The following is an 18,661-nucleotide window of genomic DNA, read 5'->3' on the forward strand; positions in this document are numbered from 1 at the left end:
CGCGGCGGGGCCGCCGCTCCGCCATGCCCCACGTTTTGCACCGCACAACGACCGTGACTCCCACCTTTCCCAGCAAGCTGCCCCATGTGGGCACCACGATCTTCACCGTCATGTCGGCACTTGCCGCCGAGCACCAGGCCGTCAATCTGGGGCAGGGCTTTCCTGACTTCGGCTGCGACCCCAGGCTGCTGGACGCCGTCAATAACGCCATGCGCGCCGGCCACAACCAGTACCCGCCCATGAGCGGCTGGCCCGCTCTGCGCGAGGCCGTGGCCGCCAAGATCGCGGCGCTGCACGGCCGACGCTACGACGCCAATGCCGAGGTCACCATCACGGCCGGCGCCACCCAGGCCATTCTCACGGCCATCCTGGCCACCGTGCAGGCCGGCGACGAAGTCATTGTGCTCGACCCCTGCTACGACAGCTACGTGCCCAATATCGAGCTGGCCGGCGGCGTGGCCGTACGCGTTCCGCTGACGCCCGGCACCTTCCGCCCGGACTTCGCCAGGATCTCCGCAGCCATCACGCCGCGCACGCGCCTGCTCATCATCAACAGCCCGCACAATCCCAGCGCCACCATCTGGAGCGATGCGGAGATGCGCCAGCTCGAAGAGCTGCTGGCTCCCACCAACGTGCTGCTGATCAGCGACGAGGTCTACGAGCACATGGTCTTTGACGGCGGCCAGCACCAGAGCGCCGCCCGCTTCGCGGGACTGGCCGATCGCGCCTTCATCGTCTCCAGCTTCGGCAAGACCTACCACGTCACGGGCTGGAAGGTTGGCACGGTGGCCGCGCCCGCAGCGCTGACCGCCGAATTCCGCAAGGTCCACCAGTTCAATGTGTTCACCGTGAACACGCCTATGCAGGCGGGTCTGGCGCAGTACATGCAGGACCCGGCACCCTATATGGATCTCCCGGCCTTCTACCAGGCCAAGCGCGACCTGTTCATGCGCGGCCTGCAAGGCTCGCGCCTGAAGCTGCTGCCCACGGCCGGCACCTATTTCCTGTGCGCCGACATCTCGTCGGTCTCGGACCTGAACGAGGCCGAGTTCTGCCAGTGGCTGGTCAAGGAAATCGGCGTGGCGGCGATTCCGCTGTCGGCCTTCTACGGCAACGGCTTCGATCAGCGTGTGGTGCGCTTTTGCTTTGCCAAGAAGGACGAGACGCTGGTGGAAGCCGCGGCCCGGCTGCGCAGGCTGTAAAAGCTGCCATGCATAAAAAGGAGCGCTTTACGCGCTCCCTTTCTTGTTTTCAGTTCTATTTTCATCAGAAATCAAAGCCGGACATGCGCTGTGCGCTACGGAGTTTGCTGCACCTGCCGGCACTTTCCCTGTGTGCCAGCGATACCGGGCAACAGCCACCGTGGTGCCCTGCGCACCGCCGGAGCGCCTATCGGCGCACACTCCCAGCCGTGCCTGCCGAATCCCGACACTCCCGACAGCTGTCCTGCGCCGCAGCGAACCGCCGGGTCTTCTGCAGGGTGTCCCGCGGCGCGATAATGAAGCTTCATTCTCCCGAGCGCTCCAAAACACAAGGTGACGCCATGCCAGCTTTGCGCGCCCCGCTGCCCTCCGATATCGCCTCGCTCACAAAGCCCGACGAATTGGCCTCGTTTCTGGCCGAAGCCGCCCGGTCCCTGGGGTTTGACTACTTCGCCTATGGCCGCAAGCCCGCCCTCCCTCTTGCCAATCCGCCGGCAAGCATCATCTCCAACTATCCGAGCGCCTGGCAGCAGCGCTATGCGGAAGCCGAGTATGTGAAAAACGATCCGACGATCGCGGCAAGCCGGCGCTCCATGCGCCCCCTGGTCTGGAGCGATGAAGTCTTCGCCGGCGCCAAGCAGCTATGGTCCGAGGCCCGCGACGCAGGCCTTCAAGTCGGATGTGCGCAGTTCATCACCGATGGCTTTGGCAATCGCGGCATGCTGACGTTGGCCCGCAGCCACGAACCGCTGACCGATCGGGAACTGCAGGCCAAAAGTACGCAGATACACTGGCTCTCGGTGCTGGTCCACGAGCACTTTCCACGCATTTATCCGCAAGAGCAGCATGCCTTCGAAATCCCTTCGCTGACCGAACGGGAAATTGAAATCCTGCGCTGGTCCGCGGACGGAAAAACGGTGGCCGAAATTGCAGCAATGCTGCCCATCTCTTCCCACACCGTGAATTTCCATATGAAAAATGCCATGGAAAAACTGGCTGCGCCCAACAAGTCGGCGGCCATCCTGCGCGCCGCCATGCTGGGGCTTCTCGAATAGCGCTCACCGGACGCAGCAGCGCAGCCGCATTCCGGCAATGCATCGGCCCCGGCCGTCCGATGGACGCCATGCCGTCAGGCGGCAAGCACGCCCGGCAGTTCGATCCAGCAGGCCAGAATCGGCATGCCGTTCACCATCACCGGGGGGCCGGCCCGGTGAGCCATGAAGCCCGTGTTGCGCAGGAGGCGTTCGATGCCCAGCGGCGACACGGTGATGAGCCGCTGCGCCCCATGGGCAGAGGCCACCGCCGCAGTGGCGCGCAGCAGCTCCAGCGTCAGATGGGAGGAAAACTGCCCTAGCGGGCCGGGTATGCTGCCGTTGAAATCCACCGCGGCAAACCTGGACAGCTCCCAGATCGCAGGGCTGCGGGGAACCGGCGCCCCCCCCATCAGCTGCGGAAATACTTCACCCAGCAGATAGGGCCTGCTGGTGGGCAGCAATCTTGCCGTGCCGACGACCTCGCCCGCCTCGTCCTCGCCGACGACATAGACCGTGTCCTGGCGGTCGAACTGGTCCAGCTCCCGGCCCTCGTCGCATTCGAGCTGCCAGCCCAGTTTTTCCACGAAGACCCGATACCTGTAGGAGGCCATCTTCGAGACGACCTGCGGGTTCAAGGCATCCTGAGTGCCGGTGATGAATTGCATGCTGATTTCTCGCGGTTTCCTTCCCTGCGCCATTGCACCGGAACCGCATCGATCGCATAACTACTCACCTAGGCGGGTGACGGACTGGGCATTCTGTGCCATACCTGCTCCCGCCAGGGCAGCACATCGATCACCGTCTCCAATACCTCAAGACTTTCCAGCCAGCCGAAATCCCGGCCGCGCCTGTCGACCAGCATCACATTGCTTCGAAGCGCGCCGTCTCTTTCGAGCGCCAGCTTGCCGTTCCTGTCCGCGACGACACACCAGTCCCAGCCGACAGAAATCGGCCTCGCGTCAAGGCTTTGCCACTCGGAATATCCATACGCCCAGACGCAGCGGGCCAGATTTGCATGATGCGGAACATGAAGGTCGACGTCCGACATCAGGTGGACGAACCTGGAGCTCAGCACCGATTCAAGTGCCACTCTCAGGAATCCGTCGTATGCCATCTGGTTGATTGCCACATTCATCCCTTATCTTGCGGGGCGAACCAAAATACCAAAGCCAATGGCGCTGCACCCAGGCTGCACCGGTCGGCGATCCCTTCATCCAAAGCCCGCTCGCATGGGTACATTGGCGCAAACCGCGCAGCAGGTAGTGTATTGAACCGCGAGCCTGCGGCATGGACGCAGGCGGCAAGGACAAAACCCCGGGCCGCGCCGGGATGTCGCCGCGCCCGGCCCGGCTGGGACAAGCAGCGTTTGCTGCGCCGGCAGATACGGCGCATTGCAAGCCCCCTGCAACAAGGCGGGCCTGTGCCCGGGCTGGCTAGCCGTGGGTCAATCGAGCAAGCCGAGATATGCGGCTCGGGCCACTGCCGCCGTGCGGTTGGAAACATTGAGCTTTTCAAGCACGTTGCGGGTATGAAACCTCACGGTGTCCGCCGAGATGAGCAAAATATCGGAGATGTCCGGTATCGTCTTTCCGACCGCAGACCACTGAAGCACCTCTTTCTCACGGCTCGTCAGCTCGACGATTTCCGGGCAGACGATGCTTCGTGTATCCACCAGGCGCTGGAAACCCACATGCGCAATGCTGGACAACCAGCGCATGCGCAGGCTTTTTGCCTCGAGCTCTGCAGCGGACAACGGCTCCGCCGACCGGGCCAGTGTGAGCATCCCGGCCACACCGCTGCGCGTGGGGCTTCCCTGGGCCCACCCTACCCGAAGCCCCGCACACCTGGCCTCTTCCCATAGTTCAGGGGCCGGAGCAAACAGCTCGTCGCTCCACACCAGCGGCTCGGGCGAGCGTGCTCCATGCATCACGGTGGGATCCTGCTCGATGTAGCCTCTGCGCTCGTAGCGGGCACACCATTGCGAGGAATAATTGTTTATCAGGAAATGTGCGGGCCTGGAAACCGGCAGAGCCAGCCGCATGCCGTAAGCGCAGTACTCAAAACCGATTTCATAGGCAGCGCGCCGCACCTCTTCGAAAAGCTCGTTCTCCGTCTTGGCATTTGAAGAAGCGTTCAGCACATCCTCTGCCCAGCCCAGTATCTTTTCCATATCGCCGTTGATTCCCGCAAAAGCCGCATCGAGCATCAGCCCGCTGATTCATGCCGAGCCGGCCGGTTGAATCGCTGAAGTCCCAAGGCAAGTTGAATATTTCAGCATCCGCTTCATGCAAAGCAGCCTGCTGGCTCAAGGTCGCCGCGCCACCGGGACGGAACAGGTCAATGCACGATCTGCAACAGAGTGCCTCCTGGGCCGATCGCTTCGGCGAGCAGATCAAACCGCAGGTCTTGCCGTAAAAAATGCGTTTGAAAAAGGGAAGCAATATGCCCAACCGGTATCGGGCACGCCGGCACCAGCCGATGGTTCAGGCCGCAGCGGCCTGGATTCGCTTTCTGATTCCGATGCAGCGCGCCTGACAGGTACTTGGCCTTCCTGGCGGTTGCACCCATGGGGTGCCCGCACTACCCGTGCCAGGCGCCGCAGCAGAAAACAGGGACATTCAGTTGACCAGCATATCTTCGGGTTTCTTGCCGGCCGCCAGGGCCTCCAGGAACCAGGCGGGAGAGCGACCGCGACCTGTCCAGGAATTTCCGGCCCCGTCGCTGTATTTCACGGGAACCGTTTTGGTTTCGGCGGTACGCGACCTGGATTTGGCGGATTTTCCCGTCCCGAAAATGTCCTCTGCGGTCAGTCCGTAATTCGAAACAGCCTCTCTGACCCGGGCCACGGCATTGGCGATTTCCGCACGGCGCAATACTTCGGCCTCTTCCTGCAGGATCTTGATCTGCTGAAGAACTTCTGCATAGGTTCGAACGGGACTGGTCTGCGTCATTGAATCACTCCATTGAATTTGATGGCATACAAACCCCGCATGCCATTCCTAAAGTCTAACCAAAACAGTAGCCTCAACCTACAAAAATTAGTAGGTTTTTCCCTTCCAAACATTCGCCAGGCAGCCTTCCGGATCAGCGGTTGGCCTCTCCCGGATTGCTTCAGGAGTATTTGGAAATCGCACGGCCGGCTGTTTCGTGTCCATACGCCGCCGCCGGTCCGCGATTCAAAAGCTGGAAAAATCTCCAAGACGGCAGGAGCGAGCCGGAATCATTGCCTATCCAGAAAAACTGTCCCTGCCCCTTCTGCGCACGCATTGGCCACAAGACGGTCTCCTTTTCTCGCCGTTTGCAGCTGCCCGATACACGATTCCGATGGAAACGGGTGCCCCAAAGCAAATCGCCAGACAATGGACCTGTCTGGCGACGCCTATGCGAAATTCAGCCCGTCTCGCGCTTCACAGCAAGACGATGTCGTATTGCTCCTGCGCCATGGCTGTCTCGGCCTGCAGCGAAATCGGCTTGCCGATGAAGTCCGAGAGGCTGGCCAGATGCTGGCTTTCCTCGTCTAGGAACATTTCCACGACCTTTGGCGAAGCCACGACACGGAATTCCCTCGGATTGAACTGGCGCGCCTCGCGCAGGATCTCACGCAGCACTTCATAGCAGATGCTGCGCGCCGTTTTCACGTTGCCCTTGCCCGCGCAGGCCGGGCACGGTTCGCACAGCATATGGGCCAGCGATTCGCGCGTGCGCTTGCGCGTCATCTCCACCAGGCCCAGCTGGGAAAAGCCACCGGCCATGGTCTTGACACGGTCCCGCGCCAGCTGGCGGCGAAATTCCGAGAGCACCTCGTTCTGATGGTCCTCGCGCACCATGTCGATGAAGTCCACGATGATGATGCCGCCCAGATTGCGCAGGCGCAGCTGGCGCGCAATCGCGTGGGCCGCTTCAAGGTTGGTCTTGAAGATGGTGTCGTCGAAGTTGCGCGCACCGACAAAGCCGCCGGTGTTCACGTCGATGGTGGTCAGCGCCTCGGTCTGGTCCACGATCAGGTAGCCGCCCGATTTGAGGTCCACGCGCCGGCCCAGGGCGCGGGCGATTTCCTCGTCTATCGAATACAGGTCGAAGATCGGCCGTTCCCCCTTGTACAGCGCCAGCTTGGGCACGGCCGCCGGCATGTATTCCTGGCCGAAGGCCTTGAGCAGCGCGAACTGCTCCCTGGAGTCGATGCGTATGCTCTGGGTGGTCTCGCCCACAAGATCCCGCAACACGCGCTGCAGCAGGTTCAGATCCTGGTGCAGCACCGACATGGGCGGCAGCTTCTGCGATGCGTCCTTGATGCGGGCCCAGGTCTTGCGCAGATAGCGGATGTCCTCGGCCAGTTCGCCGTCGCTGGAATCCTCTCCATTGGTGCGCAGGATGAAGCCGCCTCCACCGCCGGTCTCCTTGGTGCCCACCAGCGCCTGCAGCCGCGCGCGCAGCGCATCGCGCTCGTGCTGGGGAATCTTCTGCGAGATGCCGATATGGTCGTCCTGCGGCAGGAACACCAGCAGGCGCCCGGCAATGCTGATCTGCGTGGACAGGCGCGCGCCCTTGGTGCCTATCGGATCCTTGATGACCTGAACCATGATGGTCTGGCCTTCGAACACCTGCTTCTCGATGGGTATCTGCGGCACATCCTTGCGCGCGAACATGGGCGCCTCGCCGTTTTCTTGGCGCTGCCACACATCGGCCACATGCAGAAAGGCGGCGCGCTCCAGGCCGATGTCGATGAAGGCCGACTGCATGCCGGGCAGCACGCGCGAGACTTTGCCCAGATAGATGTTGCCGACGAGGCCGCGCTCCAGCGGCCGCTCCATGTGCAACTCCTGCACGGCTCCGTTTTCGATGACGGCCACCCGCGTTTCCTGCGGCGACCAGTTGATCAGAATGTCCTGCTGCATTGGCATGTTGTCTTTCGTGTACGTTGTTGTTCTTTTCGGCAGGCACCAGTGTGCGGTGCGTGCATGGCATCCGCAAGACACAGACCCGAACGGTTTGCGTGAAATTGCAGCGCCGGAGCCGGCCCGTCCTTTGCGGCCCGGACAGGACCGGCCTCCCTTCGGAACGCGTGCCTACAGCGCCCAGCCGAGCGCGCGCAGCAGACCTGCAGTCTCGAACACCGGCAGGCCCATGATGCCCGAATAGCTGCCGCGGATTTCCTCGATATGGGCAGCCGCCCGGCCCTGTATGCCGTAGGCGCCTGCCTTGCCCATGGGCTCGCCCGTGGCCACATAGGCGGCGATCTGCGCCGCCGTCAAGGGCGCAAAGCGCACGCTGGAAACCGACAGCGCCTGCAGGCGCTGCTGCCCGTGCTGCACGGCCACGGCGGTCAGTACCTCGTGCGCCTGTCCGGAGAGCAGGCCCAGAATGCGCGCGGCATCCACGGCATCCGCCGGCTTGCCGAGGATCTGCGCGCCCAGCGCCACCGTGGTGTCCGAGCACAGGATGGGCGCCGGAGCCAGGCCGCGGCGGCCATGGCGGGCCACGGCCGCATCGAGCTTGGCTGCGGTCACGCGCTGCACATAGTCGCGCGGCGACTCGCCCGGCCGCTCGAGCTCGATGGCCTCGGCATCCTCGGCAATGTCGCCCGCCGCATTGGGCAGCAGCAGTTCGTGGGCCACGCCCAGCTGCTCGAGCAGCTGACGGCGGCGGGGACTTTGGGAGGCAAGATAGATGAACGGCGCCATGACTTGAATGAAATGTACTGCCAGCACTTGCCCATCAAGCGCCAGCGGCTATCAAAATCATAGTATCACGCTGCTCGCCGCTCTGCAGGGCGCACAGGACACCGGCCCGGCACAGAAGCCTACTCGCGGTGGTAGGGGTGGCCGGCATTGACCGACCAGGCACGATACAGCTGTTCGATCAGCAGCACGCGCACCATGGCATGGGGCAGTGTCAGGTCCGAAAGCCGGATGCGCTCGTGGGCACCGGCCTTGAACTCGGGATCGAGTCCGTCGGGCCCGCCGATCACCAGCACCACATCGTCGCCCTCGAGCTGCCAGCCCTTGAGGCGCTGGGCCAGGGCCTTGGTCGTGAGGCTGGTGCCGCGCTCGTCGAGCACTACGATGCGGGGGGTGCCGCGCGCCGCCGTCCCGATCGCGGCCTCGATGCGCTTGCGCTCGGCCGCATAAAGCGTCTCCACCGTCTTGGAGCCGCGCGGCTCGGTCTTGACGGCCTTGAGCTCCACTTTGAGCTCCGGCGGAAAGCGCTTGGCATAGTCGTCGTAGGCCGTCTGCGCCCAGTCAGGCACATGCTGGCCCACGGCCACGATGGTCAATCTCATTGCGCGAGCAGTGGAATGCGCAGCTTAGGCCTTGGCGCGGGAGGCGCGCTTGGCAGCGGGCTTTGCCGCCGTCTTGGCTGCGGACTTCCCGGGCCGGTTCACCACCACGGTCTTCACGGCCTTGGGGGCAGCGGCTTTTGCCGCGGTCTTCGCGGCAGTTGCAGGCTTGGCTGCGGTTTTCTTTGCGGCGGGCTTGGCGGCCGTCTTGGTTGCAGCAGGCTTGGCCGCAGCCTTCTTTGCAGCCGGCTTCTTGGCTGCGGCCTCGGCATCCGCCTTGATCACATGCTTTCGGGTACTGGCGGCCTTGGGCTTGGCTGCGCCCAGCTTCATGCGCACGGGCGTTTCGCCCCAGATTTCTTCCAGTCGGTAGTACTGGCGGATGGCCGGCTGCATGATGTGCGCCACGGCAGAGCCGCAGTCCACGATGATCCATTCGCCGTTTTCCTCGCCTTCCTGGCGCGGCACGGGAAAGCCCGCCTTCTTGACGGCTTCGCGCACGCTGGAGGCCAGCGCCTTGGTCTGGCGGTTGGAAGTGCCCGATGCCACGATGACGCGCTCGAACAGGGGCGACAGCGCTTCGGTGTTGAACACCTGGATATCTTGGGCCTTGACGTCTTCGAGGCCGTCGACGATGGCTCGCTGCAGTTTGGTGACGTCGCGCTTGGCTGCGGAATCCGATTTGATGGAGGTGGTCATCAGGCGATGGAATCAGTAAAGATGGGGTCAATATAGCGTGTGCTGCGCCCGGCCCGTATCAGGGTTGGCTCAGAAGCGGAAAGCTCGGCCCGTAAAGCCTCGTCCACCACGCCTTGAAAGTGTCGGTGCGCCTGGAGCAGGAAGATCCGCCCGGCGCACACAGCTATGGAAATTATAGTTTTCTGGAAATTTCCCTGCTGACGGGGCTTTATGCGCTGCCGGCAAGGCAATTTCCAGCTTCGGTCACAACCAGTCCCGGCGCACCAGGAATTTGTCCACCAGCTCGCGCTCCGGGGTGCCCGGCGCATCTTCGCGCTGGTAGCTCCAGCTCGCATGCAGCGGCATGGACAGCAAAATGGATTCGGTGCGCCCGCCCGACTGCAGGCCGAAATGCGTGCCGCGATCCCAGACCAGGTTGAACTCCACATAGCGGCCACGGCGGTAGCGCTGGAAATCCACCTGCGCCGGCCCGTACTCGGCGTTCCTGCGGCGCTCCACGATGGGCAGATAGGCCCCCAGGAAGGCATCGCCCACCGATTGCAGCATGGCAAAGCTGCGCTGCTGGCCCAGTTCGGCAAAGTCATCGAAGAAGATGCCGCCGATACCGCGCTGCTCGTGGCGGTGCTTGAGGTAGAAGTACTCGTCGCACCACTGCTTGAAGCGCGGATACAGCTCGGCGCCGAACGGCGCGAGCGCATCGCGGCAACTTTGGTGGAAGTGCACCGCATCTTCCTCGAAGCCGTAGACGGGCGTCAGGTCCATGCCGCCGCCGAACCAGCAGGTCTTGGGCTGGCCCTCATGGCCGGCCGCGATCATGCGCACGTTCATGTGCACCGTCGGGACATAGGGGTTGCGCGGATGGAACACCAGGGATACGCCCATGGCCTCGAAAGGCGCGCCGGCCAGTTCGGGCCGGTGCTGCGTGGCCGAAGGCGGCAGCTGCGGCCCCCGCACATGCGAGAAGCCGCAGCCGGCGCGCTCGAACACACGCCCGCCTTCCATGATGCGGGTGATGCCATCCCCCTGCAGCTTTTCCTCGGGGCCTTTGCGCCAGGCGTCGTGCACGAAGCGCGCGCCGCCCTCGCCTTCAAGGCCTTCCAGTGCCTGGGTGATGCGTGCCTGCAGCCCCGTGAGGTACTCGCGCACCTGGGCCACGGGCAGCTGCTCGCAAGGCGATACGTTCGCCGGGCTTGCCATACGGCCGTCAGCCCTTGACTGCGCGATGGCCGATGTCGCGGCGGTACTGGGCTCCATCGAAATGGATGCCGCGCGCCACGTCGTACACCTTCTGCTGGGCCTGCTTGACGCTGTCGGCCAGCACGGTCACGCACAGCACGCGGCCGCCGCTGGTCACGGGCACGCCGTCGCGCAGCTGGGTACCGGCATGGAAGACCATGGCGTCATCGGCCGCGGCCGGCAGGCCGGTGATGGCATCGCCCTTGCGCGGGTCCTCGGGATAGCCGGCAGCGGCCATCACCACGCCCAGCGCCGTGCGGCGGTCCCATTGCAGCTCGACCTGGTCGAGCTTGCCATCGGTGGCCGCCAGCATCACATCCACCAGATCGCTCTTGAGGCGCATCATGATGGGCTGGGTCTCGGGATCGCCCATGCGGCAGTTGAACTCCAGCGTCTTGGGATGGCCGCTCTTGTCGATCATCAGGCCGGCGTACAGGAATCCGGTGTAGGGAATGCCGTCCTTTTCCATGCCGCGGATGGTGGGCAGGATGATCTCGCGCATGGCGCGGGCGTGCACGTCGGCCGTGACCACGGGCGCGGGCGAATACGCGCCCATGCCGCCCGTGTTCGGGCCCTGGTCGCCATCCTTGAGACGCTTGTGGTCCTGGCTGGTGGCCAGGGCCAGCACGTTCTTGCCGTCGCACAGCACGATGAAGCTGGCCTCCTCGCCGTCGAGGAATTCCTCGATCACCACGCGGGCACCGCCCTCGTTGTGCGTGACGCCGTACTTGTTGTCCACCAGCATGAAGTCCACGGCATCGTGGGCCTCCTGCAGCGAAGTGGCCACGACCACGCCCTTGCCGGCCGCCAGGCCATCGGCCTTGATGACGATGGGTGCGCCCAGGCGGTCCACATAGGCGTGGGCGGCCACAGGGTCGGTAAAGGTCTCGTACTGCGCCGTGGGAATGCCGTGGCGCGCCATGAAGTCCTTGGAGAAAGCCTTGGAGCTCTCCAGCTGGGCTGCGGCCCTGGCCGGGCCGAAGATGCGCAGGCCGTGGGTACGGAACTCGTCGACCACGCCGGCCGCCAGCGGCGCCTCGGGGCCGACGACGGTCAGGCCGATCTTCTCGGCCTGTGCCCATTCGCGCAGGGCCTGCACGTCGGTGATGCCGAGGTTTTCAATCTTGCCGCCGGCCAGGGCGGTACCGCCATTGCCAGGAGCCACATAGACCTTGGTCGCCTTGGGCGATTCGGCCAGTTTCCACGCCAGGGCGTGTTCACGGCCACCGCCGCCAATCACAAGAATTTTCATAGTTCAGCGTTGTGGTAGACGTCCTGCACGTCGTCCAGATCTTCAATCATGTCCAGCAGCTTCTGCATGCGGGCTGCGTCGTCGCCTTCCAGGGCGACGGTATTTTCGGGGCGCATGGTCACTTCCGCCACCTCGGGCGTCAGGCCCGCGGCCTGCAGCGCATCGCGCACGGCTTCGAAGTCGCCGGGCGCGGTCAGTACCTCGATGGCGCCTTCGTCGTCGGTGATCACGTCCTCGGCGCCGGCTTCCAGCGCCACTTCCATGACCTTGTCCTCGCTGGTGCCGGGCGCAAAAACAAGCTGGCCCACGTGCCTGAACTGGAAGGCCACCGAGCCTTCGGTGCCCATGTTGCCGCCGTACTTGCTGAAGGCGTGGCGCACGTCGGCCACGGTGCGCACGCGGTTGTCGGTCATGGTGTCGACGATGATGGCCGCGCCGCCGATGCCGTAGCCCTCATAGCGGATTTCCTCGTAGCTCACGCCTTCGAGGTTGCCCGTGGCCTTGTCGATGTTGCGCTTGATATTGTCGGCCGGCATGTTGGCGGCCTTGGCCTTTTCCACGGCCAGGCGCAGGCGCGGATTGGCGTTCAGGTCGCCGCCGCCCTGGCGCGCAGCCACCATGATTTCACGAATAATCCGTGTCCATATCTTGCCGCGCTTCTCATCCTGGCGACCCTTGCGGTGCTGGATGTTGGCCCATTTGCTGTGTCCTGCCACAGAGAGTCCTTTGATATTTGATTTAACCTAGCAGGCGAGATTTTACTTTTGACTGAACGCTAGCTCCGAGGAAACCCGAAATGGCTTCACCCCTTTTGATTGCCCAGCACTCTGCCACAGAATGCGCGCTGCTGCCCGGCATGGCCAATCGGCACGGCCTGATCACCGGCGCCACAGGCACCGGCAAGACCGTCACCCTGCAGAAACTGGCCGAGAGCTTCTCGCAGATCGGCGTCCCGGTCTTCCTGGCCGACATCAAGGGCGACCTCGGCGGCATCAGCCAGAGCGGCAAGGTGGGCGACAAGCTTGCCGCCTCGCTCAAGGACCGCGGCATCGCCCTTCCCGAGCCCTTGGCCTGCCCCGCCACGCTGTGGGACGTGTTCGGCGAGCAGGGCCATCCCGTGCGCGCCACCATCTCCGACATGGGGCCGCTGCTGATCGGCCGCATGCTCAATCTCAACGAGACGCAGATGGGCGTGCTCAACATCGTGTTCAAGATCGCGGACGACAACGGCCTGCTGCTGCTGGACCTCAAGGACCTGCGCGCCATGCTCCAGCACGTGGGCGACAACGCCAAGCAGTTCACCACGGAATACGGCAACATCAGCTCGGCCAGCATAGGCGCCATACAGCGCGGCCTGCTCGCCATCGAGTCCCAGGGCGGCGACAGGTTCTTCGGCGAGCCCATGCTCAACATCAACGACCTGATGCAGACCGATGCCGACGGCCGCGGCATGGTCAACATCCTGGCCGCGGACAAGCTCATGAATGCCCCGCGCCTGTACTCGACCTTTCTGCTGTGGCTGCTGTCCGAGCTGTTCGAGCAGCTGCCCGAGATCGGCGACCCCGAAAAGCCCAAGCTGGTGTTCTTCTTCGACGAGGCCCATCTGCTGTTCAACGATGCGCCCAAGGTGCTGCTCGAGCGCATCGAACTGGTGGTGCGCCTGGTGCGCTCCAAGGGCGTGGGGGTGTATTTCGTCACCCAGAACCCGCTGGACGTGCCCGACTCCGTGCTGGGCCAGCTCGGCAACCGCGTGCAGCATGCGCTGCGCGCCTTCACGCCGCGCGACCAGAAGGCCGTGGCCTCGGCCGCCTCCACCATGCGCCCCAACCCGGGGCTGGACATTGCTGCGGCCATCACCGAGCTGGCCGTGGGCGAGGCGCTGGTCAGTTTCCTCGACGAAAAAGGCCGGCCCGGCGTGACCGAGCGCGTCTATGTGATTCCCCCGGGCAGCCAGATCGGCCCCATCACGCCCGAGCAGCGCAAGGAGCTCATGGCCCGCTCCCTGGTGGCCGGCGTCTACGAAGAGGCCGTGGACCGCGAATCGGCCTATGAAGTGCTGCGCGGGCGCGCCGCTTCCGCCACGCCGGCCAAGCCCGGCGATGCGCCTGCCGCGGCGGGCGCTGCCGGCGCGGCGCAGGAAGCCGGTGGCAGCGCCATGATGGACGGCCTCAAGGAGCTGCTGTTCGGCCGCACCGGCCCGCGCGGCGGCCAGTACGACGGCCTGGTGCAGACCATGGCCAAGTCCACGGTGCGCACCGTGGGCAACAGTATAGGCAAGGAAATCCTGCGCGGCGTGCTCGGCGGCATCCTGGGCGGCAAGAAGCGATAGGCCGATCCAGGCAGCTGCAGGCCGCTTTTGAAGAACAGCCACCCGGCCGCAAGCCGGGTGTTTTGGTGTCCCGGCCTGCGCCGAAGCACCCCGGGAATCCCCCCATGCCGTCCGGCTGCAGCCAGTCGCCAGCGTGACGGCGCGCCCCGCCAGGGCAGTCCACCATGTGCGCCATGCCGCAAGACACGCCCACCCCGCCCCTGCAGCTGAGCTGCTTTCGCCTCGATCTGTCGGACCGGATTGCCCATCTGATCCTGAACCGCCCCGAAGCGCTCAACACGCTCAACCCCACGTTCTGGCAGGAGCTGGACCTGGTGCTGGACCGGCTGCATCGCAGCGGCGATTCCCGCGCGCTGGTGCTCAGCAGCACGGGCAGGCATTTCTCTGCGGGCATGGCGCTGGACACCTTTGCCGATCCGCAATTCGCGCCCGACGACCGCAGCCCCGAAGGCCGGGCCGCGCTGGTCGACACACTGGCCCGCATGCAAAGCACCTTCAACCGCATCGAAGAGCTGCGCATGCCCGTGATCTGCGCCATTCATGGCGGCTGCGTGGGCGGCGCGCTGGACCTGGTGGCTGCGGCCTGCATCCGCTATGCAAGCCGCGAGGCCTTTTTCTGCATCCAGGAAATCAATATCGGCATGACGGCCGACCTGGGCAGCCTGCAGCGCCTGCCCAAGCTCATGCCGCTGGGCATCGTCAAGGAGCTGGCCTATACCGGCCGGCGCATGAGCGCCCAGGAAGCAGCCAGCCACGGCCTGGTCAATGCCGTGTTCGAGAGCCACGAGGCCGTGGTGACCGCAGCACTGGCCTGCGCACGCGAGATCGCCGCGAAGCCGCCGATCGCCATCTGGGGCAGCAAGCAGGTCATCAACTATGCGCGCGACCACGGCGTGCACGACGCCCTGCAGCAAATGGGCTGGGTGCAGAGCGGCATCTGGAGCAACCGCCATGTGATGGAAGCCGTATCCGCCATGCAGGGCAAGCGCGAAGCAGACTTTCCGCCGCTGGCTGCAGTGCGCGGCTTTTCCGTCTCGACAGACCCGCAATCCTGATTCCATAGCTGGAAACGCTTTGCCAACGTGGGTTGCCAGCCATTTTCATGGAAATTCCCTGACAAGCGCCAGCCTGCGGCTTCGGGACGGGCCGCGTCAAAAGCGGCCGCCTATCTGGCGGCAAACAAAGGCTCGGCCGGGCAGGCCGCCCTCACCGATTCCCCGGCCCGGGCGCTTTCATCGCCCAGCAAGGCCAGCAAGGCCAGCAGGCCACAGGCCAGCGAACCCTGCCAGTGCACATAGTCGTGGCCCGTGCTGTGCTCGCGCCGGATCACCGCATAGCCCCTGGACTGCAGTACATCGCCCAGCTCCCGGCTGGTTTCGCGGATGCCGGCCTGGCCACCGCGCGCGCCCTCGTACAGGCCCGCATCGAGGTAAAAGCGCACAGACAGGCGCGGGCCAGCCGCATACTGCCGCGCCAGCCAGTTGGGCGGCTGCTGCCCCGGGGCCCACCAGTACGAGCCCGACAGGCTGAGCACATTGCCAAAGCGCCCCGGATGGCGCATGGCCACATAGCTGGCAGCCAGCCCCCCATAGCTGGAGCCGGCCAGCACGGTACGGGCCGCCGGCGCCGCCATGCCCCGCTGCTGCAGCCAGGGCATGAGCGTGGAGCCCATGAAGTCCGCGAACGCGGGATTGGGCGGCAGCTCCTCGGCCCGGGCATTGCCGCCCGCGTTGGCCACGAGCACGATGGCCGTGGCGGACAGCAGTCCGTCGGCCATCAGGTTCTCGACAATGCGCGGTGTGGGCACCTGCTGCAGATAGGCGTGGGCATCGAAGAGCACCAGCAGGTTGCGCTGCAGCCATGGCGTGCGCTCCCAGCCTGCCGGCCGGTAGACCCAGACGTCGCGGCCGTTGTCCAGCGCCCGGCTCTGCACCCAGTACCGTGCCAGTTCACCCGTACCGGAGGAGCCTTCCGCCACCTGCCCGGCCGCCCGGGGCGCCACCCATGGCTGCAGGGGCGCCCGCGGCAGGCTCAGCACCGAGCGCCCGTCGAAGGCATCGGCCGCGCCACGCTGCGGATCGGCCTCGCCCCAGGCCTGCGGATTCAGCGGGTCGCGCTGCAAGGTGGCGAGAATGGCCCGCCGCTGCTCCATGGCCGGGCCCTGGACATGCGGCACATCCGGCGCCAGGCCGTAGCTGAGCCGGGCATCGTCGGGCATCACAAAGCTGGCCCACCAGACATCGCTGCCGCCCAGTTGCTGCAGCAGATCGTGGTTGCCCGAGGGGCTGCCGAAAAGGCGCACGGACTCGCGCGCGCCGCGCCACAGAAAGGTCACCAGCCGGTGCCGGCCATCCCAGGGTTCGACCAGCGGGGTTCCCCGGGCGGCCATGGCTTTCCAGAAGGACTCGCTCCCCTGCCCCCGCTCCAGCTGCGCGCGCAAGGCCTGGAGCGTGGGGCTCAGCAAAGGTTGCTGCGCCGCGGGCCCGGGCGCCGCGGGGGCCGCAGCCGCAGGCCGGACGCTGTCTATCTGCAACCGGTAGCGGCCCGGCCCGAAAGCCTTGCTCTCGCCTTGCGCACAGGGCTGCAGGCCCGCCTCCTGCTCGCACAGCTGCTGCGCGTAGGGCGCGGACGCCAGGCCGCCCGCGCTGCGGCGCAGCACCAGCCGCTCCTGCTGCGCGCCCCGCGTCTGCCAGGTGAAGGACTGCTCCACGCCCAGCCCGGAGGACAGCCGCCGGATATGCCGGCCCGCCGGCGTTTCCACATCCAGCACCAGATCCAGCGCCTGCAGCCGTCCCTGCACCACCGCGCCGGCAGGCGCCTGCACCGTCCAGCGCCGGGCCTCCCATGCCTGCAGCTGTCCCGAAGCGGCCTGCATCGGCATCAGGGGCGCGGCGCTTTCTGCGGCATTGGCGGCTGCGGATGCCGCCGCTGCCTCCCTGGCATCGCGCCGGGCGCCGGCCGTGCAGCCGGCTGCCGCCAGCATGGCGCATGCCAGGGCCAGCCCGGCGGAAAAAGTGCCGCATCGCCAGCCGTGCAACGGCTTGCCGGATGCATGGCGGTAGGTGCGTGCCGCGCGGCAGCCGGTGCCCGCGCCATCGAAGTTCTGATCCATGTCGACCTCGTAGACTCCACTCCCTTGGCTAGAACGAGATGCTTGGCTCAGGATTCATCAAGAATGATTTTCATTCTCTAAAAATTGTAGCGTCGTTCCCCCACGGCGAACCGGCCTTGTTAATGTGGCGCTCATCTGCCCTCGCCAGCATGCGCGGCTGCACCGCTCGCGACAACCACGGCGGCGCAAACCGATATGCTGCGGTATCGGGAGTCCCTCTTGCTTGCGGCCGCCAGGCCACATGGACGGGCACCCGCCCCGCCTCCAGACCGCCACGCCATGAACCACAATGCATACAGCACACACCAGCGCCGCAACATGGGCCTGCTGGTGGCAGCCCAATCCCTGGGCGGCGCCTCGCCGCCCATCATCATTTCGCTGGGCGGCCTGGTCGGCCAGCAGCTGTCCAGCAATCCCACGGCCTCCACGCTGCCGGTCAGCATCTACCAGCTGGGCCTGGCCCTGTCCACGCTGCCCGCGGCATGGCTGATGAACCGCCTGGGCCGGCGCCAGGCCTATGTATTGGGTGCGCTGCTGGGCGTGCTGTCCGGCGTGGTGGCCGCCCAGGGCATCGCCCATTCCGATTTCGTGACCTTCTGCATAGGCACGGCGCTGGCCGGCTTCTACGCGGCCTGCGTGCAGAGCTACCGCTTTGCAGCCACCGACATGGTGGCGGAACCTGCACAGCAGGCCAGGGCCATCTCGCGTGTCATGGTCGGCGGGCTGATCGCCGCCATCATCGGACCGCAGGTGGTGATCTGGACGCGCGACGCCCTGCCGGCCACGCCGTTTGCCGGCAGCTTCTACAGCCAGGCGGCGCTCGCCCTGCTGGCTCTGCCGCTGCTCATGGGCCTGCGCCTGCCGCCGCCCCAGTCCAGGGCCGTGGCCGGCGAGGCGCGGCCGCTCAAGGAGATCGCGCGCTCGCCGCAGTTCGTCGTGGCTGCGGCGGCCGGCGTGGTGAGCTATGGCCTCATGGCATTCCTGATGACGGCAGCCCCCATGGCCATGGTGGGCTGCGGCCACAGCGTGGGCGAAGCCGCGCTGGGCATACAGTGGCATGTGCTGGCCATGTTCGCGCCCAGCTTCGTCACGGGCCGGCTGATCGCGCGTTTCGGCAAGAGCCGCATCACGGCCCTGGGTCTGGTCATGATCGCCATGGCCGGCGGCCTGGCCCTGCTGGGCCTGGAGCTGCTGCATTTCTGGGGCGCGCTCGTGCTGCTGGGCGTGGGCTGGAATTTCGGCTTCATCGGCGCCACGGCCCTGCTGACCGAATGCTACCGGCCGGCCGAACGCGCCAAGGTGCAGGCGCTCAACGACTTCCTGGTATTCGGCACCGTGGCCGTGGCCTCGTTCGGCTCCGGCGAACTGCTGCATACGGCCGGCTGGAACGGCATCAACTACGGCATGCTGCCGCTAGTCGCCGTGGTGCTGCTCATGCTGGGCCTGCAGGCGCGCCGCCAGCATGCAGCCGCCTTATAAAAACAATAGCTTTCAGCGCTTGCCCGGCAAAGGTTTGCGGC

18 protein-coding genes are annotated in these 18,661 nt (G+C 65.4%); 5 read left to right on the plus strand and 13 right to left on the minus strand.

Annotated elements, in window-relative coordinates:
• Positions 1-23: 23 nt before the first annotated feature.
• Positions 24-1,202: a pyridoxal phosphate-dependent aminotransferase gene (locus Cte04_RS00590; RefSeq protein ID WP_066470060.1), complete on the plus strand. Its 1,179-nt coding sequence runs from the start codon at positions 24-26 to the stop codon at positions 1,200-1,202.
• Positions 1,203-1,543: 341 nt separating this feature from the next.
• Positions 1,544-2,257: an autoinducer binding domain-containing protein gene (locus tag Cte04_RS00595; protein WP_083526423.1), complete on the plus strand. Its 714-nt coding sequence runs from the start codon at positions 1,544-1,546 to the stop codon at positions 2,255-2,257.
• Between the two features lie 74 nt (positions 2,258-2,331).
• Here Cte04_RS00595 and Cte04_RS00600 read toward each other — a convergent pair whose 3' ends face one another.
• The 12 genes from Cte04_RS00600 to Cte04_RS00655 all read right to left on the minus strand — a co-directional run bounded on the left by Cte04_RS00600 (position 2,332) and on the right by Cte04_RS00655 (position 12,416).
• On the minus strand, positions 2,332-2,901 hold the full coding sequence (locus Cte04_RS00600; RefSeq protein WP_066470063.1) for an acyl-homoserine-lactone synthase: 570 nt from the start codon (positions 2,899-2,901) through the stop codon (positions 2,332-2,334).
• Between the two features lie 68 nt (positions 2,902-2,969).
• A complete protein-coding gene (locus tag Cte04_RS00605; RefSeq protein ID WP_217997557.1) occupies positions 2,970-3,365 on the minus strand; it encodes a DUF4902 domain-containing protein in 396 nt (131 codons plus the stop codon).
• Positions 3,366-3,680: 315 nt separating this feature from the next.
• The gene (locus Cte04_RS00610; protein WP_245633244.1) at positions 3,681-4,442 is read right to left on the minus strand and encodes a LuxR family transcriptional regulator; all 762 of its coding nucleotides are present in this window, start codon (positions 4,440-4,442) and stop codon (positions 3,681-3,683) included.
• Positions 4,443-4,573: 131 nt separating this feature from the next.
• A complete protein-coding gene (locus tag Cte04_RS00615; protein ID WP_157081776.1) occupies positions 4,574-4,804 on the minus strand; it encodes a hypothetical protein in 231 nt (76 codons plus the stop codon).
• A 50-nt stretch (positions 4,805-4,854) separates the two neighbouring features.
• The gene (locus Cte04_RS00620) at positions 4,855-5,187 is read right to left on the minus strand and encodes an H-NS histone family protein (RefSeq protein ID WP_066470069.1); all 333 of its coding nucleotides are present in this window, start codon (positions 5,185-5,187) and stop codon (positions 4,855-4,857) included.
• Between the two features lie 456 nt (positions 5,188-5,643).
• On the minus strand, positions 5,644-7,131 hold the full coding sequence (gene rng / locus Cte04_RS00625; protein WP_066470072.1) for a ribonuclease G: 1,488 nt from the start codon (positions 7,129-7,131) through the stop codon (positions 5,644-5,646).
• A 171-nt stretch (positions 7,132-7,302) separates the two neighbouring features.
• A complete protein-coding gene (locus Cte04_RS00630; RefSeq protein ID WP_066470075.1) occupies positions 7,303-7,917 on the minus strand; it encodes a Maf family protein in 615 nt (204 codons plus the stop codon).
• 119 nt (positions 7,918-8,036) lie between these two features.
• Positions 8,037-8,516, minus strand: coding sequence for a 23S rRNA (pseudouridine(1915)-N(3))-methyltransferase RlmH (gene rlmH / locus Cte04_RS00635; RefSeq protein ID WP_066470079.1), 480 nt, complete (start codon positions 8,514-8,516; stop codon positions 8,037-8,039).
• Between the two features lie 24 nt (positions 8,517-8,540).
• The gene (gene rsfS, locus Cte04_RS00640; protein WP_066470082.1) at positions 8,541-9,212 is read right to left on the minus strand and encodes a ribosome silencing factor; all 672 of its coding nucleotides are present in this window, start codon (positions 9,210-9,212) and stop codon (positions 8,541-8,543) included.
• Between the two features lie 243 nt (positions 9,213-9,455).
• Positions 9,456-10,409 carry an oxygen-dependent coproporphyrinogen oxidase gene (hemF, locus tag Cte04_RS00645; protein WP_066470084.1) on the minus strand — a complete coding sequence of 318 codons (954 nt, stop codon included), beginning with the start codon at positions 10,407-10,409 and terminating at the stop codon, positions 9,456-9,458.
• A gap of 7 nt (positions 10,410-10,416) precedes the next feature.
• On the minus strand, positions 10,417-11,700 hold the full coding sequence (purD, locus tag Cte04_RS00650) for a phosphoribosylamine--glycine ligase (protein ID WP_066470086.1): 1,284 nt from the start codon (positions 11,698-11,700) through the stop codon (positions 10,417-10,419).
• Positions 11,697-12,416: a YebC/PmpR family DNA-binding transcriptional regulator gene (locus tag Cte04_RS00655; protein WP_066470088.1), complete on the minus strand. Its 720-nt coding sequence runs from the start codon at positions 12,414-12,416 to the stop codon at positions 11,697-11,699. The genes purD and Cte04_RS00655 overlap by 4 nt, the downstream gene beginning before the upstream one ends.
• Before the next feature lie 80 nt (positions 12,417-12,496).
• Here Cte04_RS00655 and Cte04_RS00660 point away from each other — a divergent pair, with 80 nt between their 5' ends.
• Both Cte04_RS00660 and Cte04_RS00665 read left to right on the plus strand, forming a co-directional pair.
• On the plus strand, positions 12,497-14,029 hold the full coding sequence (locus tag Cte04_RS00660) for a helicase HerA-like domain-containing protein (protein ID WP_066470090.1): 1,533 nt from the start codon (positions 12,497-12,499) through the stop codon (positions 14,027-14,029).
• Positions 14,030-14,202: 173 nt separating this feature from the next.
• A complete protein-coding gene (locus tag Cte04_RS00665; protein ID WP_066471705.1) occupies positions 14,203-15,084 on the plus strand; it encodes an enoyl-CoA hydratase-related protein in 882 nt (293 codons plus the stop codon).
• Positions 15,085-15,194: 110 nt separating this feature from the next.
• Here Cte04_RS00665 and Cte04_RS00670 read toward each other — a convergent pair whose 3' ends face one another.
• Complete coding sequence (locus tag Cte04_RS00670) at positions 15,195-17,141, minus strand: enterochelin esterase domain-containing protein (protein WP_066470093.1); 1,947 nt, start codon at positions 17,139-17,141, stop codon at positions 15,195-15,197.
• 279 nt (positions 17,142-17,420) lie between these two features.
• Here Cte04_RS00670 and Cte04_RS00675 point away from each other — a divergent pair, with 279 nt between their 5' ends.
• Positions 17,421-18,620 (plus strand): MFS transporter, encoded by a 1,200-nt coding sequence (locus Cte04_RS00675; protein WP_066470096.1) that lies wholly within the window; start codon positions 17,421-17,423, stop codon positions 18,618-18,620.
• The last annotated feature ends 41 nt before the right edge of the window (positions 18,621-18,661 follow it).

This window comes from Comamonas terrae (assembly GCF_001544075.1).
GTDB lineage: Bacteria > Pseudomonadota > Gammaproteobacteria > Burkholderiales > Burkholderiaceae_C > Comamonas > Comamonas terrae.